The organism is Nonomuraea sp. NPDC004580 (assembly GCF_040609855.1).
Taxonomy (GTDB): domain Bacteria; phylum Actinomycetota; class Actinomycetes; order Streptosporangiales; family Streptosporangiaceae; genus Nonomuraea; species Nonomuraea salmonea.
In genome coordinates, this window is the sequence record NZ_JBEXLH010000003.1 from 73,891 (window position 1) to 99,991 (window position 26,101).

Annotated in this window: 24 protein-coding genes; 13 read left to right on the top strand and 11 right to left on the bottom strand. The window is 70.3% G+C overall.

The features are described 5' to 3' along the window. The first annotated feature begins 22 nt into the window (after window positions 1–22). The 5 genes from ftsH to ABZW11_RS05645 all read left to right on the top strand — a co-directional run bounded on the left by ftsH (window position 23) and on the right by ABZW11_RS05645 (window position 6,345). Window positions 23–2,011 carry an ATP-dependent zinc metalloprotease FtsH gene (gene ftsH / locus ABZW11_RS05625; protein ID WP_355412988.1) on the top strand — a complete coding sequence of 663 codons (1,989 nt, stop codon included), beginning with the start codon at window positions 23–25 and terminating at the stop codon, window positions 2,009–2,011. A gap of 71 nt (window positions 2,012–2,082) precedes the next feature. Then, entirely contained in the window at window positions 2,083–2,682 is a 600-nt protein-coding gene (locus tag ABZW11_RS05630) for a DUF937 domain-containing protein (protein WP_355412990.1), read from the top strand. A gap of 441 nt (window positions 2,683–3,123) precedes the next feature. Then, on the top strand, window positions 3,124–3,705 hold the full coding sequence (locus tag ABZW11_RS05635) for a nucleoside triphosphate pyrophosphatase (protein WP_355412992.1): 582 nt from the start codon (window positions 3,124–3,126) through the stop codon (window positions 3,703–3,705). A gap of 10 nt (window positions 3,706–3,715) precedes the next feature. Continuing rightward, window positions 3,716–4,486 (top strand): EI24 domain-containing protein, encoded by a 771-nt coding sequence (locus tag ABZW11_RS05640; RefSeq protein WP_355412994.1) that lies wholly within the window; start codon window positions 3,716–3,718, stop codon window positions 4,484–4,486. Between the two features lie 497 nt (window positions 4,487–4,983). Further along, the gene (locus tag ABZW11_RS05645; protein WP_355412996.1) at window positions 4,984–6,345 is read left to right on the top strand and encodes a DUF4192 domain-containing protein; all 1,362 of its coding nucleotides are present in this window, start codon (window positions 4,984–4,986) and stop codon (window positions 6,343–6,345) included. A gap of 266 nt (window positions 6,346–6,611) precedes the next feature. Here the strand turns inward: ABZW11_RS05645 and ABZW11_RS05650 are convergent, their stop codons facing one another. After that, complete coding sequence (locus ABZW11_RS05650; RefSeq protein WP_345387812.1) at window positions 6,612–6,956, bottom strand: hypothetical protein; 345 nt, start codon at window positions 6,954–6,956, stop codon at window positions 6,612–6,614. A gap of 137 nt (window positions 6,957–7,093) precedes the next feature. Here ABZW11_RS05650 and ABZW11_RS05655 point away from each other — a divergent pair, with 137 nt between their 5' ends. Next, on the top strand, window positions 7,094–7,690 hold the full coding sequence (locus tag ABZW11_RS05655) for a DUF1707 and DUF4870 domain-containing protein (RefSeq protein ID WP_355412998.1): 597 nt from the start codon (window positions 7,094–7,096) through the stop codon (window positions 7,688–7,690). 261 nt (window positions 7,691–7,951) lie between these two features. Here the strand turns inward: ABZW11_RS05655 and ABZW11_RS05660 are convergent, their stop codons facing one another. The 3 genes from ABZW11_RS05660 to ABZW11_RS05670 all read right to left on the bottom strand — a co-directional run bounded on the left by ABZW11_RS05660 (window position 7,952) and on the right by ABZW11_RS05670 (window position 10,646). Beyond that, a complete protein-coding gene (locus tag ABZW11_RS05660; protein ID WP_355413000.1) occupies window positions 7,952–8,479 on the bottom strand; it encodes a septal ring lytic transglycosylase RlpA family protein in 528 nt (175 codons plus the stop codon). Window positions 8,480–8,578: 99 nt separating this feature from the next. Beyond that, window positions 8,579–10,102 carry an ATP-dependent DNA ligase gene (locus tag ABZW11_RS05665; protein WP_355413002.1) on the bottom strand — a complete coding sequence of 508 codons (1,524 nt, stop codon included), beginning with the start codon at window positions 10,100–10,102 and terminating at the stop codon, window positions 8,579–8,581. Window positions 10,103–10,271: 169 nt separating this feature from the next. Then, entirely contained in the window at window positions 10,272–10,646 is a 375-nt protein-coding gene (locus ABZW11_RS05670) for an FKBP-type peptidyl-prolyl cis-trans isomerase (protein ID WP_345387806.1), read from the bottom strand. A 67-nt stretch (window positions 10,647–10,713) separates the two neighbouring features. Between ABZW11_RS05670 and ABZW11_RS05675 the strand changes: the two genes are divergently transcribed. Continuing rightward, window positions 10,714–11,484: an SDR family oxidoreductase gene (locus ABZW11_RS05675; RefSeq protein WP_355413004.1), complete on the top strand. Its 771-nt coding sequence runs from the start codon at window positions 10,714–10,716 to the stop codon at window positions 11,482–11,484. 156 nt (window positions 11,485–11,640) lie between these two features. On the opposite strand, the gene ABZW11_RS05680 is transcribed toward ABZW11_RS05675, so the two are convergent. After that, window positions 11,641–13,080 carry a GuaB1 family IMP dehydrogenase-related protein gene (locus ABZW11_RS05680; protein ID WP_355413006.1) on the bottom strand — a complete coding sequence of 480 codons (1,440 nt, stop codon included), beginning with the start codon at window positions 13,078–13,080 and terminating at the stop codon, window positions 11,641–11,643. A gap of 96 nt (window positions 13,081–13,176) precedes the next feature. Between ABZW11_RS05680 and ABZW11_RS05685 the strand changes: the two genes are divergently transcribed. Continuing rightward, a complete protein-coding gene (locus tag ABZW11_RS05685) occupies window positions 13,177–13,629 on the top strand; it encodes an effector binding domain-containing protein (protein WP_355413008.1) in 453 nt (150 codons plus the stop codon). A gap of 15 nt (window positions 13,630–13,644) precedes the next feature. On the opposite strand, the gene ABZW11_RS05690 is transcribed toward ABZW11_RS05685, so the two are convergent. Continuing rightward, on the bottom strand, window positions 13,645–14,166 hold the full coding sequence (locus tag ABZW11_RS05690) for a helix-turn-helix domain-containing protein (RefSeq protein WP_355413010.1): 522 nt from the start codon (window positions 14,164–14,166) through the stop codon (window positions 13,645–13,647). Between the two features lie 73 nt (window positions 14,167–14,239). On the opposite strand from ABZW11_RS05690, the gene ABZW11_RS05695 reads away from it, so the two are divergent. After that, a complete protein-coding gene (locus ABZW11_RS05695; RefSeq protein ID WP_355413012.1) occupies window positions 14,240–15,475 on the top strand; it encodes an FAD-dependent monooxygenase in 1,236 nt (411 codons plus the stop codon). On the opposite strand, the gene ABZW11_RS05700 is transcribed toward ABZW11_RS05695, so the two are convergent. Further along, window positions 15,457–16,587, bottom strand: a complete 1,131-nt coding sequence (locus tag ABZW11_RS05700; RefSeq protein ID WP_355413014.1) for a CaiB/BaiF CoA-transferase family protein — start codon at window positions 16,585–16,587, stop codon at window positions 15,457–15,459. The two genes, ABZW11_RS05695 and ABZW11_RS05700, sit on opposite strands and share 19 nt — an antisense overlap. Window positions 16,588–16,775: 188 nt before the next feature. On the opposite strand from ABZW11_RS05700, the gene ABZW11_RS05705 reads away from it, so the two are divergent. The 4 genes from ABZW11_RS05705 (at window position 16,776) to ABZW11_RS05720 (ending at window position 22,096) form a co-directional block, all read left to right on the top strand. Next, on the top strand, window positions 16,776–18,311 hold the full coding sequence (locus ABZW11_RS05705; protein ID WP_355413016.1) for a serine/threonine-protein kinase: 1,536 nt from the start codon (window positions 16,776–16,778) through the stop codon (window positions 18,309–18,311). Then, window positions 18,308–19,291, top strand: coding sequence for an NAD(P)-dependent oxidoreductase (locus ABZW11_RS05710; protein ID WP_355413018.1), 984 nt, complete (start codon window positions 18,308–18,310; stop codon window positions 19,289–19,291). The genes ABZW11_RS05705 and ABZW11_RS05710 overlap by 4 nt, the downstream gene beginning before the upstream one ends. Window positions 19,292–19,482: 191 nt before the next feature. Continuing rightward, complete coding sequence (locus ABZW11_RS05715; RefSeq protein ID WP_355413531.1) at window positions 19,483–20,832, top strand: FAD-binding oxidoreductase; 1,350 nt, start codon at window positions 19,483–19,485, stop codon at window positions 20,830–20,832. Window positions 20,833–20,836: 4 nt separating this feature from the next. Then, window positions 20,837–22,096, top strand: a complete 1,260-nt coding sequence (locus ABZW11_RS05720) for a cyclopropane-fatty-acyl-phospholipid synthase family protein (RefSeq protein WP_355413020.1) — start codon at window positions 20,837–20,839, stop codon at window positions 22,094–22,096. A gap of 75 nt (window positions 22,097–22,171) precedes the next feature. Here the strand turns inward: ABZW11_RS05720 and ABZW11_RS05725 are convergent, their stop codons facing one another. The 4 genes from ABZW11_RS05725 to ABZW11_RS05740 form a co-directional block, all read right to left on the bottom strand. Then, window positions 22,172–22,336: a hypothetical protein gene (locus ABZW11_RS05725; RefSeq protein ID WP_355413022.1), complete on the bottom strand. Its 165-nt coding sequence runs from the start codon at window positions 22,334–22,336 to the stop codon at window positions 22,172–22,174. Between the two features lie 118 nt (window positions 22,337–22,454). After that, window positions 22,455–23,735 carry a PHB depolymerase family esterase gene (locus tag ABZW11_RS05730; RefSeq protein ID WP_355413024.1) on the bottom strand — a complete coding sequence of 427 codons (1,281 nt, stop codon included), beginning with the start codon at window positions 23,733–23,735 and terminating at the stop codon, window positions 22,455–22,457. Between the two features lie 151 nt (window positions 23,736–23,886). Next, window positions 23,887–24,228 (bottom strand): hypothetical protein, encoded by a 342-nt coding sequence (locus ABZW11_RS05735; protein ID WP_355413026.1) that lies wholly within the window; start codon window positions 24,226–24,228, stop codon window positions 23,887–23,889. Window positions 24,229–24,449: 221 nt separating this feature from the next. Beyond that, entirely contained in the window at window positions 24,450–25,988 is a 1,539-nt protein-coding gene (locus ABZW11_RS05740) for a long-chain fatty acid--CoA ligase (RefSeq protein ID WP_355413028.1), read from the bottom strand. Between the last annotated feature and the right edge of the window lie 113 nt (window positions 25,989–26,101).

The window sequence follows — 26,101 nt, forward strand, 5'->3', positions numbered from 1 at the left end:
GGCGATGTTGGGGAGTGACGCCGTGGAACGCTCTGGACCGCCGCAGGCGCCGGACAAGGGCAAGGGCAAGCCGCCCTGGCGTTCGGAGGGCCTGCCAGGCACGCCCGGAGGCCGGCCCAAGATCAACTGGTGGCGGTTCATCGTCACCCTGCTCGTCGTCTACGCGGGCTTCTTCATCGTGTCGTCGTTCGTCGACAGCGGTTCGGTCGAGACGATCTCCTACACCGAGTTCACCAACCAGGTGAACGCGAAGAACGTCAAGGACATCTACGCCCAGGGCCTGTCGGTCGAGGGCGACCTGAGATCGCCGGCGAAGAACCCCGACGGCGGCTCCTCCTACACCCGCTTCGCCACCGAGATCCCGGCCTTCGCCAACACCGACCAGCTCGACCAGCAGCTGGCCACCGGCCAGGTCGTGATCACCTCCAAGCCCATCACCCGCGGCTTCTTCTCCAACCTGCTGCTGTCGCTGCTGCCCGTGCTGCTGCTGGCCGGCCTGTGGATCTGGATCATGCGGCGCGGGGCGAGCATGATGGGCGGCGGCCTGGGCGGGCTCGGCAAGTCGAAGGCGGCCAAGCCCGTCGACGCGGGGCAGGTGCGGGTCACATTCGAGGACGTCGCGGGCATCGACGAGGTCGAGAACGAGCTCGTCGAGATCGTCGACTACCTCAAGGACCCCGGCAAATACCGCAGGCTGGGCGCCAAGCTGCCCAAGGGCGTGCTGCTCGCCGGTCCTCCCGGCACCGGCAAGACGCTGCTGGCCAGGGCGGTCGCCGGTGAGGCCAAGGTGCCGTACTTCTCCGCCAGCGCCTCCGAGTTCATCGAGATGATCGTCGGCGTGGGCGCATCACGGGTGCGCGACCTGTTCGAGGAGGCGCGCAAGGTGGCGCCGTCCATCGTGTTCATCGACGAGATCGACGCCATCGGCCGCGCCAGGGGCGGCGCCGGCGGCATCGGCGGTCACGACGAGCGCGAGCAGACGCTCAACCAGATCCTCACCGAGATGGACGGCTTCTCCGGCGCAGAAGGCGTGATCGTCATCGGGGCCACCAACCGTCCCGAGATCCTCGACCCCGCGCTGCTGCGTCCCGGGCGCTTCGACCGTACGGTGCAGGTGGGCCTGCCCGACGCGGCCGGCCGCACCGCGATCCTGGCCGTCCACACGCGCGGCGTGCCGCTCGACGGCGAGATCAGCCTCGACCAGATCGCCAAGACCACGCCCGGCATGACCGGCGCCGACCTCGCCAACCTGGTCAACGAGGCCGCCCTTCTCGCGGCCAAGCGCGGGCGCGAGAAGGTCACCATGGCCGACTTCGCCGACGCGCTGGAGAAGCTGCAGCTCGGTGCGGCCCGCAGCATCGTCATGCCGGAGGAGGAGCGCACCCGCACCGCCTTCCACGAGGCCGGTCACGCGCTGCTCGGCATGCTCCAGCCCGGGGCCGACCCGGTCAGGAAGATCTCCATCATCCCGCGCGGCCGGGCGCTCGGCGTCACCCTCTCCACCCCCGACTCCGACCGCTACGCCTACGACGAGCAATATCTGCGCGGGCGCATCACCGGCGCGCTCGGGGGCATGGCGGCCGAGCAGGTGGTGTTCGGCGTCATCACCACCGGCGCCGAGAACGACCTGGAGCAGGTCACCATGATCGCCCGCGGCATGGTCGGCCGGTGGGGCATGTCGGAGAAGGTCGGTCCGCTGACCATCCTGCCCAACGACGGCCAGCAGCCGCAGGCCTCGCCCGTCACGCTCGCCATGGTGGACGAGGAGGCGCGGCGGATCGTGGACGAGTGCTACGAGCGCGCGGTCCAGGTGCTCAGCGACAACCGCGACAAGCTCGACGCCATCGTGGCGGCGCTGCTGGAGCACGAGACGCTGGACGAGGCCGGGGCGTACGCCGCGGCCGGGCTGCCGCGGCCCGCCGAGGGCCAGCCGCCCGCCGTGACGCAGCGCCCGCCGGCCGAGGTGCACCGCTCGGCAGCCGTAGAGGACGGGTCCTTTCCCAAGAATTAGGACATTCCGGACGTTGCTTCGAGTCCTGCTCGGGAACGTCTCCCGAGACACGCGTGGATCGGGGGACCGTCGTGACACTTAATGACGAGCTTCTCGCCGGACTCGGAGCCCCAGGGCTGGAGCAGATCGCCGGGATGCTCGGCACCGACCAGCTCACGGCACGCCACGTCATCGAAGCCGTGTCCGCGACGATCGTGGGCGGCCTGGCCCGCAACGCCGCCCACCCGGACGGCGCCGACGCCCTGCGCGGGGCGCTCGACGACCACATGGACGCCGACCCCTTCAACGGCGACGTGGCCTCGCTGACCCGCGACGGGCACAGCATCCTCGGGCACGTGCTCGGCGCCCAGGGCACCGAGCAGGCCGCTACCACCCTCGCCAGGCTCGCCGGGGTCGGCTCCTCGGCGATCATGAAGCTGTTGCCCCTGATCGCCCCCATGATCATGTCCCTGCTCGCGAACCGGGCCACCGAGCGCGGCCTGGACGCCGCCACCCTCGCCGACGACCTCGACCGGGAGCAGGCGGCCGTGCCGGCCGAGCTGGGGGACGTGGTCGACGGGCTGCTGGGGGACGTCCTCGGGGGGAGCGTGCCGCGGCAACCGGGGCCGTTCTCGCCGTACCGGACGGAACGGGAAGTGACGCCGGGGAGCACGTCCAACGCCGACTGGTGACTGGCGCAGCGGCCGGGTAACCGTCTCTTAACTGCTTCACCGACGGCCATGGATGTCACCGCTTCACCATCCGGCTCCGCGACGCGGACAAGATCGCCCACGCCCGCCGCATCCTCAGTGACGAGGAGACCTCGCGGGTCCACGTCCTGGGCCGGATCCGCAAGTCCCCCGCCTTCTACGACAGCCCGTGGAGCTATCACCTCGATCTCCGTACGATCGGCTTCTTCGAGATCGCGATCGAGGTCTGCGACTCCACCATCCGATACCTCGAGGACCATCTGGACGAGGCCGGCGGCGCCTTCCTGCCCGGGTACATGTGTGGTGCCCCTGGAGTTCCTGTCTGGTCGACGAGGCCAGTCCCTCGTAGTCGCGGTGGTGCCTCCTTGACATCGAGGGCAGGGGATGTCAAGGAGGCTGCTCGGTGACCGGTACCCTGATGTGGTGATCGTTCTCGCCTCAGCCTCCTCCACCCGCCTGGCACTCCTGCGCAGCGCGGGCCTCGACCCGAAAGTGATCGTCAGCGGCGTCGACGAGGACTCCTACTCCGCCTACTCACCCGCCGCGCTCAGCCTCGTGCTGGCCAAGGCGAAGGCGGAGGCCGTGGCGAGCGGGCTCGAAGAGGGGCTGGTCATCGGCTGCGACTCGATCCTCGAGCTCGACGGCCGCCCTTACGGCAAGCCGGCCAGCCGCGAGGAGGCCGTCGAGCGCTGGCGTCTCATGCGCGGCCGCACCGGCCGGCTCGTCACCGGTCACTGCGTCATCGACGTCGCCGCCGGCCGCCAGGCCGCCGAGATCGGCACCACGGTGATCCGGTTCGGGCAGCCGTCCGAGGACGAGGTCGCCGCCTACGTCGACACCGACGAGCCGCTCAGCCTGGCCGGGGGGTTCAGCATCGAGGGGCGCGGCGGCTGGTTCGTCGAGAGCATCGAGGGCGACCACGGCAACGTGCTCGGCATCTCCCTGCCGCTGCTGCGCGACCTGTTCGCCGAACTCGGCTACTCGATCACGTCGTTCTGGCGCTAGCCTGCCGGGCATGCGAGCACTGCGTGACTTCACCGGCGGGGTGGGCTTCTTCTTCCAAGGACTCGGATGGGTCGCCAGGAACGGCCGGTGGTGGCTGTTCGGGCTCATCCCCGCGCTGATCGCGTTCGCGGTCTACGTGGTCGCCCTGATCTTCCTGGGGACGAACGCCTCCGACCTGGCCGCGTTCCTCACCCCCTTCGCCGACACGTGGAGCTGGCGCGAGGCGTTCCGTACGGTGGTGGCCGTCGCGCTGGTCCTCGGAGGGCTGGCGGTGGCGGTGATCACGTTCACGGCGCTGACGCTGGCCATCGGGGACCCGTTCTACGAGCGGCTGTCGGGCGAGGTGGACCCGCTGGAGACGGACGACGACCAGCCGTGGTGGCGTACGCTGCCCCGCTCCATCCGCGACAGCCTGGTGACCCTCTTCTACGTGCTGCTCTTCACGGTCCCGCTGTTCTTCCTGGGGTTCGTGCCGGTGGTCGGCCAGACGGTGGTGCCCGTCGTGGGGGCGCTCGTCTCCGGCTTCTTCCTGACCGTCGAGCTCACCACCCTGGCCATGGAACGTCGCGGGATGGCGCGTAAGGACCGCTTCGCGCTGCTTCGGGCCAACAAGGCCAGTGCGCTGGGGTTCGGGGTGGTGGTCTTCCTGCTGTTCCTGGTGCCGTTCGTGGCGGTCATCGCGATGCCGGCGGCGGTGGCGGGCGCCGCCCTGCTCGTACGCACCCGCCTGGCCCCCACCCCGCCCACCCCCACCCCGAACCCACCCAGCCCCGCCCCCTGACCCATCTAGCGGCCCTGCCCGCGTCGTGGCCCTTGCCACGCGGCGCCCCTTGATCAAGCAGCGGTGTCGCCCAGGCTGCTGCTCGTCCTGAGCTGCGCTGACGCAACTGAGAGCCTTACCCCGCGGGTTGTCCACAGCCAGTCCCGCGTTGAGCCCGTCATCCACAGAACCGCGTTCGGCCGCCCGGGGGCCCTCCGCGCCCGCCACCCTATGGACCCATGACGATCAACCGCTCGCCCCGCCCCGCCTCCCGTTCTCCCTTCACCCCCGGCCCACCGTTCGTCCCCGCACCTCGCCAGCCCGTCGTCCCCGACTCCGCGCGCTTGCTCATCGCACCTCAGGCGCCGTTCGGCGCAAGCGCCATCAGCGACGCTCCCACCACCGACACGTCACAATGCGCCGAGCCAAATCCCCGCGCCTCAGTCCCCGGCACATCAACCCCCAAGACCTCAAGCCCGGAGAGCCCAGATCCCCATGTCGCGTCAGCTTCCGGCACCGTGGACGCCGTTCCCTCAGGCGCCAACACGCTCAGGGCCGACTCCGAAGCAACCTTCACCCTGAGGGCCGATGCCTCGGGCGCCTCCACCGTCCGTACCGACGCCTCGGGGACCTCTGCGGTGCGTACCGGCGCTGCGGAGGCCACGGCCGCGCGTACCGACGCCTCGGGGGGCGACGCCCCCCATGCCGACGGCTCACATGACGGCGCCCGGAGTACCGATGTCCCGGACGTTGCTGCGTGGAGTGCATCGGACGCCGACAGGCCGGAGTCCGGTGTATCGGACCCCTTCGAGTTCTCGTCCGAGCCCTGCCTGACCCTCACCAGCCCCACCGACGTCCTGGCCGCCGTTCCCTACCTGGTCGGCTTTCACCCCACCGCCAGTCTCGTCGTCGTGGGCCTGGCCGAGGGGCGAGCCAAGATGGTGGCCAGGTGGGGCCTGCCCTTCCCGCCCGGCACTCTCGACGCCATGACCCCACTCATCGACCGTGAGGGCATCACGGATGTCGTGATCGTCGGCTATGGCCCCGGCGACCTGGTCACCCCGGCGGTCGATGAGGCGAGGACGCTCGCCCTGACGACCGGCATCCAGGTAGGGGAGGCGCTGCGCGCCCATGAGGGCCGCTACTGGTCCTACATCTGCAACGTGGCCACCTGCTGCCCCGCCGAAGGCACTCCCTACGACCTCTCCACGAGCCCGATAGCGGCCGAGGCGACCGTACACGGACTGGTGGCCCTCCCCAACCGCGAAGCCCTCGAACGCACCGTCGCCCCCGTGACGGGTCCTGTACGAATGGCGATGCGGCGGGCCACGTCCGAGGCGATCGCCGCCTTCAGAGCGGACCTCATGGCCGCCCCCGACCTCGACACCTTCGCCCGGCACTTCGTCGCCGACGGCCTGGCCAGAGTCCGCTCGGCGCTGGAGACCCACATCGAAGGCGGCCGCCTCGACGACGCGGAGGCGGCGAAACTGGGCATGGCACTGACGGTCATGAGAGTCCGTGACGAGGCGTGGACCCTCATGCACGCATCCCACGCGGCGCTCTGGAAGGACCTGACCCGCCGACTGGAGCCGCGCTTCGTGCCCCCGGTCGCGTCCCTGCTGGCCATGGCCGCCTGGCGCTCGGGCGACAGCGTCCTGGCCACGGTCGCCCTCGAACGCGCCCTGACGACCGACCCCGGCTACTCGATGGCCAACCTCCTCATGCACGCCCTCCAGAACCTGCTCTCCCCGTCCATCCTCCGAGGCCGCCTCCCCACCCCCGACGAGCTGGACGCCACCATGGGCCCCGCCAGCCCCGCCTGGCTCCTCCCCCTGATCAACCTCCTCGACGAAGAAGACCTCCACCCCACCCTGGAATAGGTCCACCACCGGCCGCCCCGCACCCTCTTCGGCCTGGCTGCGTGCGCGTGACACAGCGAGAACCCTCAACGCCGGCCCACCCTTCACCACGCAACCGGAGCCCATGCCACCAACCTGCCTACCGCGCCGCCAACGCGATTCTCAGGCCGGCAACCGGCGTTCGCGCTGCCGCATAGGGGGTTGCGGGTGGGCAACGCGATTCCGGAGCGATGGCGTGCCTTGCGCCGCTGCCCGCGTGGCAGGGGCGGCGTGCGAACGAGAGGAGGTTAGAGGGAGCCTTCTTCTCGCTTGCGGCGTTCGTTGTAGGCACGCATGCGCGGTGGGTAGCCGGTCAGCTGCACGTCGTACACCGGCAAGGCGAGATCGCGGGCGACCTTGTGGATCACGGCGGGGGAGCCGACCCTGCGCCGAGTCCACTCGCCGTCGTCGGCCACCGCCACGGCGGTCGTGTCGGTGGCGAAAGTCTCGGGTTCGACGTAGAACTCGACGCCTCGCCGCGAACGGGCAAAGGCGATGAGCGCCTCGATGTCGGCGTCTGTCGCCTCTCGGTCGAACTTCGCGATCTTGCGGCCGCGCAGTCGACGAATGCCGTAGCGGTCTCGCCATCTCATGGATCCTTTTTATACCGTCTCGAGCCCGCGCGCGTCGGGGAAGATCTCGGGGACGTATCCGGGATTCTCCCGATGGCACGATCGGTTCGGGGCGACGCAGTATGTGAGGTGTCAGCTCGATTCTCTGAGGGAGAGGTATGGCGATTATGGCTGGGGTACCGAAAACCCCCGGGCCGGGACAGGTGCCGCCAGCTCATCTGCGCGTCACCAACCAGGACCGCGAACACGTCGTCGAGCACGTCAAAGCCGCTTACGCGGAGGGGCGATTCGACAAGCTCGAGTTCGACGACCGTTTGGAACGTGCGATGACCGCGCGTACGCACGGCGACCTCGTGCCCATCATGAACGAGCTCTACGGTGCGAACGCGGTGCCTCGGCTCGCTTCCGTGCCGTCGGCTCCGGTGCGCCAGGAGGCGCCGGCCGAGAGCAACGAACGCCTCGGCGGCGCGATCGCCCATCTGGTGCCGCTCATCGGGTTCCCGATCGTCGGTCCGCTGCTCCTGCTGCTCACCGGCGCGAAAACGTCGCCCTACATGCGCAAACACGCCCTCGAAGCGCTCAATTTCCAGATCACCGTGGTCGGGGCCACCGTATTGCTGCCGCTTACCTTGGTCGGGATCGTGCTCGTACCGTTCATCTGGGTCGCGGCAGTCGTGCTTTCCGTGGTCGGTGGCATCTCGGCGCTGACGGAGGGAGATTTCCGTTATCCGCTGACGCTTCGTCTGGTGAAGTGATCGGGCCGTACTGGCCGTACTCGTCGTTTTCGAATTGTTACACCCGCCGAGGTTCATGCGCCTCGGCGGGGCGTGAGATTTTCGCGCGGTTTGAGAGGCGGCGGGGCCTGCGTCCCCCTTTTGAGGGCGGGGGTGCATTCAGTTGGATGCGCTGCTCAGGCGCCTGTGGTGACGTCGATGGCCCTGGGGTGGGTTGTGCCGAGCGCTTTCCAGGAGCGGTGGGGGTGCGTGGGCTCGGGTGGCGGCGCGGCGCGGCGCGGGTCAGCGGGCGAGGACCTCGTACCTGACGCGCATGACGCCGGCGCCGGTGTTGCCGATGGCGGCGAAGGCGGCTGTGGACAGGTCCAGGCAGCGGCCTCCGATGTACGGGCCGCGGTCGTTGATGCGGACCGTCACCGATTCGCCGGTCCTCGGGTTGGTGACGCGGACCCGGCTGCCCAGGGGGAGGGTCTTGTGGGCGGCCGTCAGCGCGTTGGGGCCGAAGCGTTCGCCGCCGGCCGTCATCTGGGATTCGCCGTAGTAGGAGGCGCCGCAGGTGCCGGAGGAGAGGACGCGGAGCTTCGGCTTGGTGGGCTTCGACTTCGCCGGGCGGCTCTTGGACTGCTGCTCGGCGGAAGAGGATCGGTCGCCGGTGGAGCTGTCCTGGCCGGCAGGGGAGGGCCGGTCCGTGGAGGATGGTCCCTCCGCCTGGGCTCGTGGGGTGGTCGTTGGCTTTGCGGAGGTTGCCGTCCCCGGGTGATCCGGGGAGTTCCGGTGGGTGGGGGTGCTGCCGGCCGAGGTGGCGGGCATCGGCCGGGTGGCGGATGCCGGTGGCTTCTCAGCGGTTCGCGCGGAGGTGGCCTCGGGTGAACGCGTGGTCCTCGCGGCGGGCGAGGGTGGGTGGGTGGGTCAGAGCATCAGGGAGCGTACGGTGTCGACGGTGTCGGCGTCCTCGACTCGTTTGTCCGGGCGGTAACGGAGGACGCGGGCGAAGCGGAGGGCCATGCCGCCCGGATAGCGGGGTGAGCGCTGGACGCCGTCGAAGGCGATCTCCACGACCAGCTCAGGGCGCAGGCGGACGGTCCACGTGTCGGTGGGGCCGTCGGCGAGCTCCAGAAAGCGTTGGGTCTGCCAGGCCAGCAGTTCGTCCGTGAGGCCCTTGAACGTCTTGCCGAGCATCACGAACCCGCCCTCCGGGTCACGGGCTCCCAGGTGAAGGTTGGAGAGCTTGCCCTCGCGGCGGCCGTGGCCCCATTCGGCGGCCAGGACCACCAGGTCGAGCGTGTGGCGGGGCTTGACCTTGATCCAGCCCGCCCCGCGCCGGCCGGCCGCATAGGGCGAGGTGAGTGACTTGACCACCAGGCCCTCGTGGCCCGCCTTCACCACGTCCGTGAAGAACTTCTCCGCCTCCGCCACGTCACCCGTCACCAGGCGCGGGGTGAGCAGGGCGGGCGGGACCGTACGGGCCAGGGCCTCCTGGCGTTGCGAATAGGGCAGGTCGAGCAGATCGGCGCCGTCGACGCGCAGGGCGTCGAAGAAGAACGCGCTCAGCGGCGTCTGCTCGCGCAGCCGCTCGACGTTCGTCTTGGTGGAGACGCGGGCGGCGGTCACCTGGAACGGGTGCGGGCGGCCGTCGGGCCGCAGGGCGATGACCTCGCCGTCGAGGACGAGGTCGCCGGACGGCATCTCCAGCACCGCCTCGACCAGCTCGGGCACCTGGGGTGTGATGTCGTCGAGCGTACGGGTGAAGACCCGCACCTCCTCGCCGGAACGGTGGGCCTGGACGCGTATGCCGTCGAGCTTCCACTCCAGCGCGGCCGGGGCGCCCGCCTTGTCGAGCGCGGCGGCGACGTTCTGGGCGCTGCCCGCCAGCATCGGCGCGACCGCCCGCCCCACCTCCAGCCGGAACGCGCGCAGCGCCTCCACCCCGCCGGTCAGCGCCGCCGCCCCTACGGCCGGCAGTGAGCCGCGCAGGGTCAGCGCCCGGCGTACGTCGGCCGGCGGCGCTCCCGACGCCTTGGCGACCGCCTCGATCATGACGCCGTCGAGTGCCCCCTGGCGCAGCTCGCCGAACAGCAGCCGGCGCATGAACTGCTGCTCCTGGCTCGTCAGGCCCGCGAACAGCTCGGCCACCAGCGCCTTGCGTGCCGCCTGCGAGCCCTGGCCCGAGACGGCCTTGATGCGGCTCAGCAGCTCGTCGACCGAGGCCAGCGTGGCCGTGGCGGCCAGCTTGGGCTGCGGGACGTCCTCCAGCGTGCGCCAGCCCACCCCCACCTGGCGCTGGGGCAGCTCGCCCGACAGGTAGGAGATGGCGATCTCCGCCTCGTCCGGGCCCACCCGGCCCAGCAGCTCCGCCAGATGGCCGATCTTGCCCAGCCGGGCGGACGTGCGCGTCACCGCCTCGGAAACCCGGACCACGTCGATCAGAAGCACACGCCTATGGTGCCTCACGGGAACGACATTTCCCCACCTGATATCGGCATATCTGCAGAGTGTGTCGGTAAAGCGGGCGAACGGCGCGGGATGGGCGATTCCCCGTCCCACCTCCGGGGCGGGGAGGGGCCGGGGCGTCCTTTTGTCGGCGCCCCGGCTCAAACCGCCGTTAGTTCACGGCCAGCAGGTCGACGACGAAGATGAGCGTTTCGTTCGGCTTGATGCGGGGCGGGGCGCCGCGGGTGCCGTAGCCGAGGTGCGGCGGGATGACGAGCTTGCGCCGGCCGCCCACCTTCATGCCCACGACGCCCTTGTCCCAGCCGCCGATGACGCGACCGGCGCCCAGCGGGAACTCGAACGGCTGGCCGCGGTTCCACGACGCGTCGAACTCCTCCCCGGACGAGAACGACACGCCCACGTAGTGGACCTGTACCTGCTGGCCGGACTTGGCCTCCGGGCCGTCGCCGACGGTGATGTCCTCGATCTCGAGGTCGGCGGGCGGGTTGCCCCCCGGGAAGTCGATCTCGGGCTTCTCGAGTGCCACGAATGAGCTCCTGTTTGGTTGTTAACGGACCCGACGACTCTATGCCGTCGGGATATCGTCGTCGTTCATGGCCGCCCTTTCACCCGACGCGTTCTTGCTCACCGGCCGCGTGGCCGTCGTCACGGGGGCGGCGCGGGGGATCGGACGGGCGATCGCGGAGGCATTAGCGGCTTTCGGGGCTCATGTGGCGGTCTGCGATCGGGACAAGCCGCCCGCCTGTGACGGCTGGTCGCCGTCGATGACCCTCGACGTACGCGACCAGCCCGCCGTAGCGGTCTTCACCCAGGCCGTACGCGAACGCTGGGGCCGCGTCGACATCCTGGTCAACAACGCCGGCGGCACCTTCCACGCCGCCTTCGCCGACACCTCTCCCCGGGGCGAGCAGGCCCTCATCGCCGAGAACTTCACCCAGGTCACCAGCGTCATCAGGCACATGCTCCCACTGATGCCGGAGGGCGCCTCGATCATCAACGTGACCTCCAGCGAGGCGCATCAGGCGGCGCCGGGGTTCGCGGTGTACGCGGCGATGAAGGCCGCCCTGGAGAGCCTGACGAAGTCGCTGGCGCTCGAACTCGCCCCCAAGGGCGTCAGGGTGAACGCCATCGCCCCCGACGCGCTGCGTACCGAGGGGGAGTCGGGCGTGCGCGACCGCATGCTCGCCCGGCCCCTCCCGTACGACCCCGCCCGCATCCCGCCGCTCGGCCACCTGGGCGAGCCGGGTGACGCCGCGGGGGCGGCCGTGTTCCTGGCCGGTGACCTGGCGAGATTCGTGACGGGGACGACGGTGCACGTGGACGGAGGCATCACCGCCGCCGGCGGCTGGCGTCGTACGACCTGACGGCACCGCTGGTGGCCGCCCCCACAGGGAGTACAGGCGATCGCCCAAATCCCGAAAGAACGGGCGATCGCGCAGGTCAAGGTGGTCGGCTGGGCACGGTGGTCGGCTGGGCCAGGGCGCTCGCTCGGGCCCAGGCGGCCCAGCGGCCCCGAAGGGTCACCAGCTTTGGTGCAGGGGCATGCCTTCCGCGTAGCCCGACGTGCTCTGGATCCCCACGACGGCCTGCTCGTGGAACTCCTCCAGGTTCGACGCCCCCGCATAGGTGCAGGCCGACCGCAGCCCGGCCACGATGGCGTCGATCTGGTCCTCGACGCTCGGCCGCTTGGGGTCGAGGTACATGCGCGACGTCGAGATCCCCTCCTCGAACAGCGCCTTCCTGGCCCGCTCGAACGCCGAGTCGTCCGCGGTCCGCAGCCGGACGGCACGCGCGGAGGCCATGCCGAAGTTCTCCTTGTACTTGCGCCCGTTCGCGTCGGTATGGGTGTCGCCGGGCGACTCGTAGGTGCCCGCGAACCAGGACCCGATCATCACGTTCGAGGCTCCGGCGGCCAGGGCCAGTGCCACGTCACGGGGGTGCCGCACACCGCCGTCGGCCCAGACGTGCCGCCCGAGCCTGCGCGCCTCGGCGGAGCATTCGAGCACGGCGGAGAACTGGGGACGTCCGACGCCGGTCATCATCCGGGTGGTGCACATGGCGCCGGGCCCGACGCCGACCTTGAGGATGTCGGCCCCGGCCTCGACCAGGTCGCGCACGCCGCCGGCGGTGACCACGTTGCCGGCCGCGACCGGCACGCCGGGGTCGAGCGCTTTGACGGCGCGCAGGGCGGCGATCATCTTGTCCTGGTGGCCGTGCGCGGTGTCGACGACCAGGCAGTCGATGCCCGCTTCGAGGAGCTCTTCGGCCCTGGCGGCCACGTCGCCGTTGACGCCGACGGCGGCGGCGATGCGCAGCCGGTTCTGGGCGTCGACGGCCGGCTGGTAGAGGGTGGCGCGCAGGGCGCCCGTACGGGTGAGTATGCCGACCAGGCGCCCGTCCTCGTCCACGATGGGCGCGAGGCGGTGACGGCCCTCGTGCAGCCGCTCGAAGGCGGTGCGCGGGTCGAGCCCGGCGGGCAGCGTGAGCAGCTCACTCGACATGACCTGGGACAGCTGGGTGAACATGTCGACGCCCTGGCAGTCGGCCTCGGTCACGACGCCGACGGGACGGTTCTCCCAGTCGACCACGATGACCGCGTTGTGGGCGCGCTTGGGCAGCAGTTGCAGGGCCTCGCCGACGGTCTCGTGCGGGGTCAGGGTGAGCGGGGTGTCGTGGACGAGGTCGCGTTTCTTGACCCAGTCGACGACGTTGGCGACGACGTCGAGCGGAATGTCCTGCGGGATGACGACGATGCCGCCCCGCCGTGCCACGGTCTCGGCCATACGCCGGCCGGCGACCGCGGTCATGTTCGCCACGACGACAGGAATGGTGGTGCCCGTGCCGTCGTTCGTCGAGAGGTCGACTGCGAGCCGCGAACCGACCGCGGAACGCGACGGCACCATGAACACGTCGCTATAGGTCAGGTCGTAACGGGGCTCGAGGTCGTTGAGAAATCTCACGTTCATCCATCTTATGTGCTGACAGGTCAACTAGGGATTTCCCCCTTTCCAGGGGCCTTATGATCGGCGCGGACACTTTTGGGGGAGGGAGGGTCTGTGAACGTCACGGAAAGAGCCGAGCTGATCGTCGTCGGCTTCGTCGTCCGCACGACCAATGCCGACGAAATGGATCCGGCTCGCGCGAAACTACCGGGGCTGTGGCAGCGGGCGGGCGCGCCGGGCGCTTTCGCCCACGTGCCCGGCCGCGTCGATGAGAACCTGTACGCGGTGCTCACCGACTACGAGAGCGACCACCACGGAGCCTTCACGCAGATCGTCGGCACGGGCGTGCGCACGGTGCCGCGCGTGCCGGAGGGCATGGTGGCGGTGCGCGTGCCGGCCGGGCCGGCGATGAAGCTCGAAGTACGCGGCCCGATGCCGCAGGCGCTGATCGACACCTGGCAGCAGGTGTGGAAGCACACCGAGTCGGGCGGCGCCCCGGCACGCGCCTTCACCACGGATCTGGAGGTGCATCACCCCGACGGCGTGGACCTGTACCTCGCCGTCTGATCAGAGACCGTCCGATCAGAGACCGAGCACGGCGGCCGCCGCTTCGACGGCCGCCGGCTTGACCTCCTCCAGCGGCAGGTGCGCGTATTCGACCGCGCAGTCCGACAGCCCGCCCAGCGCCACCGTCGCCCTGATGTGCTGGGCCTGCGTGAGGTCCGCCCCCATCAGCATGACGATCAGCTCGCGCCGCCATTCGAACATGCGCGTGCCCAGGTCGAGCTGGCCGAGCGTGGCCAGCTCGCGGACCATCATCACGATCACGTCGCGGTGCCGCCAGACCATCGCGAAGTAGGCGTCGAGCAGCTCGCGCGGCGCGAGCCCAGGCGCCCGGTCGCGGACGAACCGCTCCATGTCCTCGATCATCGGCGCCACGATGCTGCGGACCAGGTCGTCGCGTGAGGAGAAGTGGTAGTAGAGCGCGGGCTTGGTGATGCCCAGGCGTTCGGAGATCTGGCGCAGGCTGGTGTTCTGGACGCCCTGCTCGACGAACAGTTCGCGGGCCACCGCCTGGATGCGCGCCTTGGTGTCACTGGGCATGAACCAAGATTACCCTTACCAACCGTTAAGTCAGATGCTAGTCTGCTTACTTAACGATAGGTAAGGAGGCGTCATGAGGGTTCTCATCTCGGGGGCCGGCGTCGCGGGGCCCGTCCTTGCGTACTGGCTGGTCCGTCATGGTTTCGAGGTGACGGTCGTCGAGCGCGCGCCCGCGCTGCGCAAGGCGGGCGGTCACGCGGTCGACCTGTTCAGGCCCGCCATGGAGATCGTGGAACGGATGGGCGTGCTGGAGCGGGTGGTCGCGGCCAAGACCGGCACGGAACGGCTCACCATGCACGTCGAGGGCGGTGGGCGCCCGGTCGACGTGGAGGTCGGCCGTGTCATGGGCGCCTTCTCCGACCGGCACGTCGAGATCATGCGCGACGACCTGAGCGAGATCTTCTACGACGCCACCCGCCACGACGCCGAGTACGTCTTCGGCGACTCCATCACCGCGATCTCCGACAGCGGAGAGGTGACGTTCGAGCGCGGCAGGCCGGCCAGGTACGACCTGGTGATCGGCGCCGACGGCCTGCACTCCAACGTGCGCCGCCTCGTCTTCGGCCCCGAGGAGCGCTGCACGAGCTGGATCGGCGCCTACCTGGCCGTCGCCTCGATCCCCAACTACCTGGGGCTCGACGGGCGCATGGAGGGCCTCGCGGGGGTGGGCAGGATGGCCGCCGTGTACGGCGCCGCGCGCCTGCCGGACGCGCGGGCGGTGTTCCTGTTCAGGACGCCGGAGCCGCTCGACTACCACCACCGGGACGTCGCCCGGCAGAAGGAGCTGCTGCGGGCCCGCTTCGCCGGCGCGGGATGGGAGGTGCCGCGGCTGCTGGACGAGGCGGAGCGCGCGCCCGCCTTCTACTTCGACTCGATCACCCAGCTGCGCCTCGGCACCTGGTCACGCGGGCGGGTGACGCTCGTGGGCGACGCCGGCTACTGCCCGGGGCCGGCCGTCGGGGGCAGCACCAGCCTGGCCGTCGTGGGGGCGTACGTGCTGGCGGGGGAGCTGGCCGCGTACGGGGGCGACCACACGCGGGCCTACCCCGCGTACGAGGCCGAGATCGCCCCTTATGTGCTCCAGAGCCGCACGTTCGCGGTCGGCGCGGCCAAGCGGCTGGTCCCGGCCGGCCGCTTCGACCTGTGGACGCTCGCCCGCGCCGCGAACCTCATCAACCTGCTGCCCAGGGCCGTCACCAGAGCCGTCACCAGGGCCGCGGCCAAGCTGGGCGGCAAGGGCGCGCGGCTGCACGAGTCGGTCGCGCTCAAGGAGTATGCGCCCGCCGAAGGTCAGGCGAGCACCCCTTGATCGCGCAGCTTGGCCGCCTGTTCGGCTGACAGGCCCCACTCCGACAGGTCCTCCAGCCGGGTGGCGGGGGAGAGGTCGGGCGCGGGGGTGCCCAGCAGGCGCGGGGCGGGCGCGGGCTGGGTGACGCCACCGACCTCGACGAACGAGCCGCGCGCCACGTTGTGCGGATGCGTGGCGGCCTCGGACATGGACAGCACAGGCGAGACGCAGGCGTCGGACCCGTCGAAGATCTCCTCCCACTCGGCGCGCGTCCGCGTGCGGAACACCCCGGCCAGCCGGGCCCGGAGCGCGGGCCACTGGGCGGGGTCGTTCCTGTCGGGGAGATCGGGGTCGCCGTCGAGGCCCATGAGGCGCAGCAGCTCGGCCCAGAACTTCGGCTCCAAGGCTCCCACGGCGACGTATCGGCCGTCGGCGGTCTCGTACGTGTCGTACTGCGGCGCCCCGGTGTCGAGCAGGTTGGTGCCGCGCGGTCCCCAGCCGCCGCTCTGGACGGCCTGGTAGAACATCGCGAACAGGGCGGCGGAGCCGTCCACCATGGCCGCGTCGATCACCCGGCCCCTGCCGGTGCGCTCGCGCTCGTACAGGGCCAGCAGCACGCCGTAGGCCAGCATGAGCCCGCCGCCGGCGAAGTCGCCGAGGATGTTCATCGGCGGGGTCGGCTTGTCGCCCGCGCGGCCGAGCATCGACAGCACGCCGGAGATCGCGATGTAGTCGATGTCGTGCCCGGCGGTCGGGGCGAGCGGCCCGTCCTGTCCCCAGCCGGTCATCCGGCCGTAGACGAGTCGCTCGTTGACGGCGTGCAGGTCGTCGGGCCCGATGCCGAGCCGTTCCGCCACTCCGGGCCGGAACACCTCGATCACCACGTCGGCGTTCGCGACCAGTTCCTTGAACGCGGCCACACCCTCGGGCGACTTGAGGTCGAGCCCGATCGTGTGCTTGCCGCGGTCCATGACGTCCCGGCGGGGAGCGTCGCGCACGGCGCCGACCCGGGCGACGCGCAGCACGTCAGCGCCATGGTCGGCGAGCATCATCCCGGCGAACGGCCCGGGTGCGAGCCCGGCGAGCTCCAGCACGCGCACGCCGGACAGCGGACCTCGGCTAGTCTCGGGCATCGGCCTCTCCTCGGTAGGGATCCCGCCCAAGTAGAACAACATTCGGTGATCTCGTGCAAGCGGCCTTGCCGACCTTCCCGCGAAGTCCGGGCAGGTATGGGAAACTTGCCCACTGTTCGGGTGGTCTACAGGCGGCCGTACGGCGGTCGTCTGCAGCAGGCGCACGCGCGCCGCTACAGGGGTTGGACATGGTTTCGGAGAGCAACCGGCTCATCGCAGGGCGCTACCAGTTGCTGCGCGAACTGGGCCGCGGCGGGATGGGCGTGGTCTGGGAAGGCCGCGACACACTGCTCAACCGGCAGGTGGCCATCAAAGAAGTGCTGCTGCCCGACAACCTGTCGCCGGGCGACAAGGAGCGCCAGCTCCTGCGGACCGCTCGCGAGGCCCGTACGGCGGCCAAGCTCAACCATCCCTCCGTCGTCGCGATCTACGACGTCGTCGAGGAGGGCGGCCGGCCCTGGATCGTGATGGAGCTGGTCAGCCACCCGTCGGTGGAGCAGGTCGTGCTCACCACGGGCGCGCTGCCGGTGCGCGAGGCGGCCGATCTGGGCCGGCAGGTGCTGTCGGCGCTGCGGGCCGCCCACGAGGCCGGCATCCTGCATCGCGACGTCAAGCCCAGCAACATCCTGCTGGCCGACGACGGCCGCGCGGTGCTGATGGACTTCGGCATCGCGACCGTCGAGGGCGACGTCTCGCTGACCAGCACCGGCATGGTGACGGGCTCGCCGAGCTTCCTCGCCCCCGAGCGGGTGCGCGCCGAGAACGCGGGCCCCGCCTCCGACCTGTGGTCGCTGGGCGCCACGCTGTACGCCTGCATGGTCGGCCGCTCGCCGTTCGAGCGCGGCGACCCCATGGCCACGCTCAACGCGCTGCTCAGCGAGGAGCCCGACTACCGCCGCATCCCGCCGATCATGCATCCGATCCTGAAGGGCCTGCTGCAGAAGGAGCCCCACGACCGGGTGGACGCCGAGGAGGCCGACCGGCTGCTCGCCGCCATCATCGCGGCCAAGCCGGCGACCACGGACCTCGACCCGCCCGAGCGCAAGGGCCAGGGTCCAGGCCGGGCCCTGCTCGCCGCCGCGGCCACGGTGGTGCTGGTGCTGACGGGCGGCGCGGTCGCGTACTTCAGGACGGCCTCGCCCGCCGAGGGCACGCCGCGGGCCACCGCGCAGCCGGCCGCCGCGACCAAGCCCATCACCCCGACGGCCACGCCCACGGCGACGCCGAGCGCGACGCCGACCCCGACGCCCAGCGCGACCAGGCGGGCGCCGCTGGTGCGGGTGTGGAAGTCCCGCGACGGCTGGGCGATCCTGCGGCCGACCGGCTGGCGGGGCGCGCTCGGCGAGGCGTACACGGAGTGGACGCGCCGCGACCGCAACGCCCACCTCGGCGTGGAGGCGGTTTACGGGCAGCTCGACCCCCACCAGCTCATGCGCGACTCGCAGGAGACGTTCCGGCAGAACGCCCGCACGGTGGTCAACCGGGGCCAGCGCACGGTCAACCACAAGGGCGTCAAGGCCGTGGAGTGGGAGTTCACCTGGATCGCGGGGCAGGACAACGACGCCCCCTGGGTGCGACCGGGCGCCCGCTACCACGAGATCCGCCGGGCCGTGGCCACGGACGACGCCGCGTACGTGCTGTCCTGGACGGTCGCCGAGGAGCAGTGGCTGCGTAACAGAGCACTGATGCGACAGGTGATCGGCAGCTTTACTGTGGGGGCATGACCCCCTGGAACCTGCTGGCCCTGCCGCCCCTTCCCGAAGAGTTCGTCCGCGGCCTGCTGGCGCCGCTCGGCGACCGGGTGACCGTCAGGGTGCCCGGCTCGCGCGACCGCGCGGGGCTGCTCGCGGCGCTGCCCGAGGCGGAGATCGTGCTCGGTGACTGGACGGGCACGCTCGTCATGGACGCCGAGGCGGTCAGGGCCGCGCCCCGGCTGGCGTTCGTACAGCAGCCGTCGGTCGGCGTCGACGGCCATGACCGCGACGCGCTGGCGGCGGCCGGGGTGCCGCTGGCCAACACGCCGGGCGTCAGCGCCGTGGCGGTCGCCGAGTGGTGCCTGGCCGCCACGCTGGCGCTGCTGCGCAGGCTGGCCGCGGCCGACGCCGCCGTACGCGCGGGCGAGTGGCCGCAGCAGCGCCTGCAGCCCCACGAGCTGCGCGGCCGCCGGGTCGGCGTGGTCGGCTACGGCCCGATCGGTTCCGGCTGCGCCGAGATGTTCCGCGCGCTCGGCTGCGAGGTGTCCTACTGGACGCGCACGCCTCGCTCCGACCCCGGCTTCACCGACCTCGACACGCTCGTGTCCACCTCCGACGTCGTGGTCGTCGTCATCGCGCTGTCCGCGCAGACCCGCGGCCTCATCGATCCCGGCCGCATGAAGCAGGGCGCGCTGCTGGTCAACGGCGCGAGGGGCGGCGTGGTCGACCAGAAGGCGCTGGTGGCCGCGCTGAACGAGGGCCGGCTCGGGGGCGCCGCGCTCGACGTGTTCGACGTGGAGCCGCTGCCGGCCGGCGATCCGCTGCGCGACCTGCCGAACGTGCTGCTCTCGCCGCACGTCGCCGGCGTCACCGCGGAGTCGACAGGGCGGCTGCTGACCGTCACCCTCGACAACCTCGCCGCCGCCGTCGAGGGCCGCGAGGTTGACGGGGTGCTGAACGGCATCGAACCGGTGATCTCCCGGAAGTTTGCCCAATCACCTACCAAATAGGCGATCGACCTGGCACGATAAACAGTTTTCGTGTCTTTAACGACCCCGGTCTGTTCCGTTCGGTCGCATGGAGATAACGTGCTACGGACGATCTCTACCAGCTCAAGGGGGTGCTACGTGAACGAGCCATGCGTGCCCGAGGGGCGCCGAGCGGTCACGGCACCGACGGAGGAGGGGCCGTGACGACGACGATGTCGACACACCGACGGGCAGTAGAGCAGATCCGGCAGTCCTACGCCGAGATCCCGGGTGACGCCGCGCCCCGGCTGGCCAAGGCCACGTCCAACCTGTTCAGGTTCCGCGACGGCGCCAAGACGGCCAAGCTCTCGGCTCGCGATCTCGACGAGGTCATCAGCGTCGACCCCGAGACGATGACCGCCGAGGTGCAGGGCATGACGACCTACGAGCACCTCGTGGACGCCACGCTGCCGTACGGGCTCATGCCGTACGTCGTGCCGCAGCTCAAGACCATCACGCTGGGCGGCGCCGTGACCGGGCTCGGCATCGAGTCCACCAGCTTCAGGGACGGCCTGCCGCACGAGTCGGTCGAGGAGCTCGAGATCCTCACCGGCGACGGCCGCGTCATCGTGGCCCGCGACGACAACGAGCACCACGAGCTGTTCCGCGCCTTCCCCAACTCCTACGGCACGCTCGGCTACGCGCTGCGCATCCGCATCAAGCTGCGCAAGGTCCAGCCCTACGTCCACCTGACCCACGTCAAGTTCACCGACGCGGGCAAGTGCATGCTGGCCATGCAGGAGATCTGCGACAGCATGGTGCACGAGGGCGAAAGCGTCGACTTCGTCGACGGCGTCTTCTTCGGCCCCGGCGAGATGTACATCACGCTCGGCCGCTTCGCCGAGCGCGCCCCCTACGTCTCCGACTACACCGGCATGCGGATCTACTACCAGTCGATCCAGCAGCGCAGCCGCGACTGGCTGACCATCCGCGACTACCTGTGGCGCTGGGACACCGACTGGTTCTGGTGCTCGCGCGCGTTCGGCGTGCAGCAGCCGGTGGTGCGCTCGCTCATGCCGCGCCGCTGGATGCGCTCCGACGTCTACCGCCGCCTGGTCGCGCTCGACCGGAAATACGGCCTGACCGCCCGCGTCGACCGGTGGCGCGGCCAGCCCGTGAGCGAATCGGTCATCCAGGACGTCGAGACGCCCGTCGAGCGCGGGGCCGAATTCCTGGAGTTCTTCCACGAGAAGGTGGGCATGACTCCGGTGTGGATGTGCCCGCTGCGCGCAGAGACACGGTGGCCGCTCTACCCGCTCGAGCCGGGCAAGCTCTACGTCAACTTCGGATTCTGGGGAATGGTGCCGCTGCCGCGCGGCCAGTTCGACGGTTACTACAACCGGCTCATCGAGCATTCCGTACACGATCTCGACGGCCACAAGTCGCTCTACTCGACCTCGTTCTACGTGCGTGAGCAGTTTTGGCAGCTCTACAACGGCGATGCCTATTGGCCGGTCAAGCAGGAATACGACCCCAACGGACGCCTGCTCGACCTGTACGAAAAGTGTGTACGGGGAAGGTGAGTTGATGGCTCTGGCATCCATCTTTGAGAAGATCGTCGGCTCCGATGCGAACATCGCGTTCATGGCCTACGACGGCAGCAAGGCGGGGCCCGACGGCGCCGACCTGGCCATCGAGGTCAAGTCCCCGATCGCGGTCGCGCACCTGGCCCACGCACCGGGCGAGCTGGGCCTGGCCCGGGCGTACATCTCGGGACACCTCGACGTCCACGGCGACATGTACACGCTGCTGGACCGCATGTGGAACATCACGACCAACGACCTGACGACGTCCGAGAAGATCGCCGCCGTCAAGTCGCTGGGCGTCAAGCCGCTGCTCATGCGGGTGCCGCCGCCCCCGCAGGAGATGCGCCAGAGTGCCCTGGCCAAGCTCGGATCGCGGCACGCCAAGCAGCGTGACGCGGAGGCCATCCATCACCACTACGACGTCTCCAACCGCTTCTACGAGTGGGTGCTGGGCCCGTCGATGGCCTACACCTGCGCCTGCTTCCCCAGCGAGGACTCCTCGCTCGAAGAGGCCCAGTTCGCGAAGTTCGACCTGGTGGCGCGCAAGCTCGGGCTCCAGCCCGGCATGCGGCTGCTCGACGTCGGCTGCGGCTGGGGCGGCATGGTCATGCACGCCGCCAAGCACTACGGCGTCAAGGGGCTCGGCGTCACGCTGAGCCGCCAGCAGGCCGAGTGGGCCCAGAAGGCCATCGCCGACGCCGGGCTGCAGGACCTCGCCGAGGTCCGCTTCATGGACTACCGCGACGTCAAGGAGTCGGGCTTCGACGCCGTCAGCTCGATCGGCCTGACCGAGCACATCGGCAAGGCCAACGTGCCCGGCTACTTCGAGTTCCTCTACAGCAAGCTCAAGACCGGCGGCCGCCTGCTCAACCACTGCATCACCCGGCCGACCGGCAAGGAGAAGACGTTCAACAAGGGCGGCTTCATCAACCGCTACGTCTTCCCCGACGGGGAGCTCGAGTCGGTGGGCTGGCTCATCAGGCAGATGGAGGACCTCGGCTTCGAGATCCGCCACCAGGAGAACCTGCGCGAGCACTACGCCAAGACGCTGCGCCACTGGTGCGACAACCTCGACGACAACTGGGAGGCCGCGGTCGAGGAGGTCGGCATGGGCACCGCCCGCGTGTGGGCCCTCTACATGGCCGGCTGCATCGTGGGCTTCGAGCGCAACAAGGTGCAGCTGCACCAGGTGCTCGGCGTCAAGCTCGACGAGAACGGCCGCTCCGGCGTGCCGCTGCGGCCCTCTCGCGACTGGCCCTGACAGCCGGCGCTGATCCCGTTCATGACACGGCTCCCGAGCTTGAAGGCCCGGGAGCCGTGTCATGACCCTGTGACGTCAGGAGGAGACGGCGGCCTGCTCGCCCGTCGTCGCCGTGCAGCGGTGCCTGTCCTTCGTGTGCTTCGCGTGCCGCCCCCGGCTCGGAGGATGGTCGTTCTGGACGTCCTCCCGCGTCTCCTGCGGCTGCTCCTTCGGATTGTGGGGCTTCGCGTGCCTGCCCACGTGCTCGTTCTCCTTCGTCGTCCCCCAACTGCTTAAAGTGACCGTATGGCTACCCTCGGCGCTGGGGCAAGCGGTTACCCGGTAAAGGAGAAGTCGTTACCGACAAGCGACCGGTTGCTCAGGAGCAGGCGGCGCCGTTCAGGGTGAATGCGGGGGGTTTGCCGGTGTCGCCGTTGTGCGCGCCCTGGAAGCCGAACGACGCCGAGCCGCCCGGCGCGATCGTCCCGTTGTAGGAGACGTTGCGCGCGCTCACCTGGCCGCTGTTGGGCGTGATCGTGGCGTTCCACGCGGAGGTGACCGTCTGGCCGGCGGGCAGCGCGAAGCCGAGCGTCCACGACGAGACCGGCGACTGGCTGGTGTTCGCGATCTTCACCTCGGCGGTGAAGCCGGTGTTCCAGGTGTTCATCGTGTACGTCACCTGGCAGGCGCCCGGCGGCGGGGGAGTGGGCGTGGTGGTCGGGTCCGGGTCCTGGCCGCCGTCCGACAGGCCGAAGAAGTCGATGACCATGGCCGCCATCCCGCCTTGGGGCAGGCTGTGACCGACGCCCTGCAGGCTGATCGCCTCGACGGGGGCCTGCGTGCCGGTGCCGCCGTAGCGGGTCCTGGTCCAGCCGGAGCGCGGCTGGTCGGTCAGGCTCGGGGTCTGGCTCAGGCCGTGCACGTTGGTCCACTGCTTGATCTGCTCCTGGAAGTTGGGGTAGCGCAGCGTGCCGTCCTCGGTGCCGTGCCAGATCTGCATGCGCGGGCGGGGGCCGCTGTAGGCGGGGTACGCCGCGCGTACGAGGTCGCCCCACTGCTGCGGAGTCCTGCTGATCTGGCCGTTGGCGCAGGCGCTGTTCCAGCTCGACCCGTCGGTGGTGGCGAAGCAGGCGAACGGCACGCCGCTGAACGCCGCCCCGGCCTTGAACACGTCGGGGTAGTCGCCGAGCAGGACGTTGGTCATCATGGCGCCGGACGAGGCGCCGGTGACGAACGTGCGGTCGGGGTCGGTGTTGTGGCGCTGCTGGACGTACCTGACCATGGAGATGATCCCGACCGGATCGCTGCCGCCGTCGTGCCGCAGCGCCTGCGGCGAGGAGACGTCGAAGCAGGAGCCGCTCCTGGTCGCCGATGGGTAGATGACGACGAACTTGTGCTGGTCGGCGAGCCGGGCGAACTCCGTGCCCGAGTAGAAGGCGGGGCCTGAGCCGGTGCAGTAGTGCACGGCCACCAGCAGCGCGGGGCGGGCGGGGACGCCGTCGGGGACGTACAGGTGCATGCGGAGGTTGGTGGGGTTCGTCCCGAACCCGGTCACCTCGGTGAGTTGCGCCGAGGAGGCCGGGGGCGCGGTGATGAGACCGGCGACCACGAGCGCCAGGGCGGCGATCACGGCTCCGGCCAGTCGAGCTTTCAGCTTCATCGAGATCCTCTCGCATCGGCAGCCGAAATATTGCGAGTGTCCAGAGAAAATTTCGGCACCGCAATGGGCCTCGTGCGCCCGCCCTGACCAGGAGGTCGTGAGCTGCCGCGAGAGCCCGGCCGAGCGCGGCCGGGCGTGAAACTTTCGGCGTTCAGCCGTCGTGAGCGAACTCCTCCAGCGCCCTGCGCACCGTCCGCGCGTGCCCGGCGACCAGGTCCCTGGCCGGCTCGGAGTACGGCCCGCCGAGCCACGGCGCCACCACGAACTCCAGCCCCGCCTCGCCCCGCAGCGCCGCCGCCGTGTCGAGCGCCGCCCGCAAGGAGTCGTACGACCGCCGCCGCACGTCGGCCACGGTCACGAACCGATCACCCGCCACCCAGTGGAAGTCCCCGAACCCCACCGGCGCGTAGGTCAGCGCGGGGGCCTCGATCCCCCACGCCTTGAGCGCGGGCCGCAACAGCCCCTCGTCGAAGTCCTCCGGCCGCTCCCGCATGCCCAGCAAGCTACCGGCCTCATGGCCCGGGCATCACCTGGATAACGGAACAGCCGGACGTCCGGCTTCCGCACGCCCTCCGCGCCCGAGATCGCCCACCCGTCCACCTGCTCGGCCAGGCCGCTGCACCGGATCTTGCCGGTTTGGTTGTCGGGGGCCGCGTTCGGGGGGCGGTTCCGCGCGGAGGGGGCGCCGCACCCGAGGAGCGGCGCCCGAGCCGGTCAGCGTAGTTCGCGCTTGAGGATCTTGCCGGTGGCGGTCATCGGCAACGAGTCGCGGAACTCGACGATGCGGGGGTACTTGTAGGCCGCCATGTTCTCCTTGCACCAGGCGATCAGCTCGTCCTCGGTGATCGTGGCGCCCGGCGTGCGGATGACGTACGCCTTGATCTCCTCGCCGTGCGACTCGTGCGGGACGCCGACGACGGCGGCCAGCGAGACGGCCTCGTGCGTGACGAGCACCTCTTCGAGCTCGCGCGGGTAGACGTTGAAGCCGCCCCGGATGATCATGTCCTTGGCGCGGTCGATGATCGAGTAGTAGCCGTCGGCGTCGCGGGTCGCGATGTCGCCCGTACGGAACCAGCCGTCCCGCATCACCTCGGCCGTCGCCTCGGGCCTGCCGTAGTAGCCCTTCATGATGTTGTGGCCGCGGATGGCGATCTCGCCCGGACCCTCGCCCTCGACCGTCTTCCAGTCGCCGTCGACCAGCTTCATCTCCACGCCCCAGATGGGGGTGCCGATCGTGCCGGGCTTGGTGGGCCGGCCCGGCTGGTTGAAGCTGGCGACGGGGGCCGTCTCGGACAGGCCGTACCCCTCGAGGATGCCGACGCCGAACGTGCGCTCGAAGTCGTTCAGCACCTCGACGGGCGAGGCCGCGCCGCCCGCGACGGCGACCCGCAGCGAGCGCGGCACCTCCAGCCCCTCGGCGTGGACCTTCGTCAGCATGCCCCAGTACATCGTGGGCACGCCGGCGAAGAACGTCACGTTCTCCTTCACCATCAGCGCCAGCGCCTCGCCCGGCTCGAACCGCGGCATCAGCACGACGGTCGCGCCGCGCAGGAAGCCGGTGTTCATCACCACCGTCTGGCCGAAGGAGTGGAACAGCGGCAGCACCGCCAGGTAGGTGTCGCTGCCCTCCTCGGGCGCGGGGAACATCTTGTCGCTGACCATGGCGTTCATCAGCATGTTCTGGTGGCTGAGCTCGGCGCCCTTGGGCTGGCCGGTGGTGCCGGAGGTGTAGAGGATCACCGCCGTGTCGTCGGGGGCGGTCTGCACGGTCTCGAACTCGGAGGCCATCCCGCCGAGCGCGGCCCAGATCGACTCCCCGTAGGGGGACTCCGTGGCGAGCGGGGTCGCGGGCAGGACGAAGAAGTGCTCGCACCCCTCGGACGCCTCGAACCCCGCCTTGCCGCGCTCGCCGAGCGGCAGTTCCGGCGTGCCCTCGAAGCAGAACAGCGCCTTGGCGTCGCTGTCGTCGAGGTGGTAGGCGATCTCGCGCGACTGCAGCAGCACGTTGAGCGGCACGACGGTCGCGCCGGCCTTCAGGATGCCGAAGTAGACGAACGGGAAGTACGGCAGGTTCGGGCAGGCCAGCGCGACCTTGTCGCCCTTGGTGATACCGCGCGCCACCAGCAGGTTCGCGACCTGGTTGGCCACTGTGTCGATCATGGAGTACGGCAGCCGCATGTCGCCGAAGACGATCGCGGTGCCGTCGGGGGTGTTCCTGGCGCTGTCCTCCAGGACGATCGACAGGTTGAGCATGACGCCTCCCTATAGAACGGCTTCGCGGTCATCTTCGCAGGGCCGCCATACCGGCTGGTAGGTAGAGCAGGTCACAAGTGGATATGGACGCGTTCCCGAGGCGTGGAGTAAGC

Excerpts from the sequence above, each read along its gene's own strand:
- ABZW11_RS05710 (WP_355413018.1), top strand. The coding sequence starts at position 18,308 with ATGACCCCCTGGAACCTGCTGGCCCTGCCGCCCCTTCCCGAAGAGTTC.
- ABZW11_RS05650 (WP_345387812.1), bottom strand. The coding sequence starts at position 6,956 with ATGAGATGGCGAGACCGCTACGGCATTCGTCGACTGCGCGGCCGCAAG.
- ABZW11_RS05700 (WP_355413014.1), bottom strand. The coding sequence starts at position 16,587 with ATGCCCGAGACTAGCCGAGGTCCGCTGTCCGGCGTGCGCGTGCTGGAG.
- ABZW11_RS05690 (WP_355413010.1), bottom strand. The coding sequence starts at position 14,166 with ATGCCCAGTGACACCAAGGCGCGCATCCAGGCGGTGGCCCGCGAACTG.
- ABZW11_RS05720 (WP_355413020.1), top strand. The coding sequence starts at position 20,837 with ATGGCTCTGGCATCCATCTTTGAGAAGATCGTCGGCTCCGATGCGAAC.
- ABZW11_RS05695 (WP_355413012.1), top strand. The coding sequence starts at position 14,240 with ATGAGGGTTCTCATCTCGGGGGCCGGCGTCGCGGGGCCCGTCCTTGCG.
- ABZW11_RS05640 (WP_355412994.1), top strand. The coding sequence starts at position 3,716 with ATGCGAGCACTGCGTGACTTCACCGGCGGGGTGGGCTTCTTCTTCCAA.
- ABZW11_RS05660 (WP_355413000.1), bottom strand. The coding sequence starts at position 8,479 with ATGCCCGCCACCTCGGCCGGCAGCACCCCCACCCACCGGAACTCCCCG.
- ABZW11_RS05735 (WP_355413026.1), bottom strand. The coding sequence starts at position 24,228 with ATGCGGGAGCGGCCGGAGGACTTCGACGAGGGGCTGTTGCGGCCCGCG.
- ABZW11_RS05655 (WP_355412998.1), top strand. The coding sequence starts at position 7,094 with ATGGCGATTATGGCTGGGGTACCGAAAACCCCCGGGCCGGGACAGGTG.
- ABZW11_RS05715 (WP_355413531.1), top strand. The coding sequence starts at position 19,483 with ATGTCGACACACCGACGGGCAGTAGAGCAGATCCGGCAGTCCTACGCC.
- ABZW11_RS05675 (WP_355413004.1), top strand. The coding sequence starts at position 10,714 with ATGGCCGCCCTTTCACCCGACGCGTTCTTGCTCACCGGCCGCGTGGCC.
- ABZW11_RS05705 (WP_355413016.1), top strand. The coding sequence starts at position 16,776 with ATGGTTTCGGAGAGCAACCGGCTCATCGCAGGGCGCTACCAGTTGCTG.
- ABZW11_RS05740 (WP_355413028.1), bottom strand. The coding sequence starts at position 25,988 with ATGCTCAACCTGTCGATCGTCCTGGAGGACAGCGCCAGGAACACCCCC.
- ABZW11_RS05730 (WP_355413024.1), bottom strand. The coding sequence starts at position 23,735 with ATGAAGCTGAAAGCTCGACTGGCCGGAGCCGTGATCGCCGCCCTGGCG.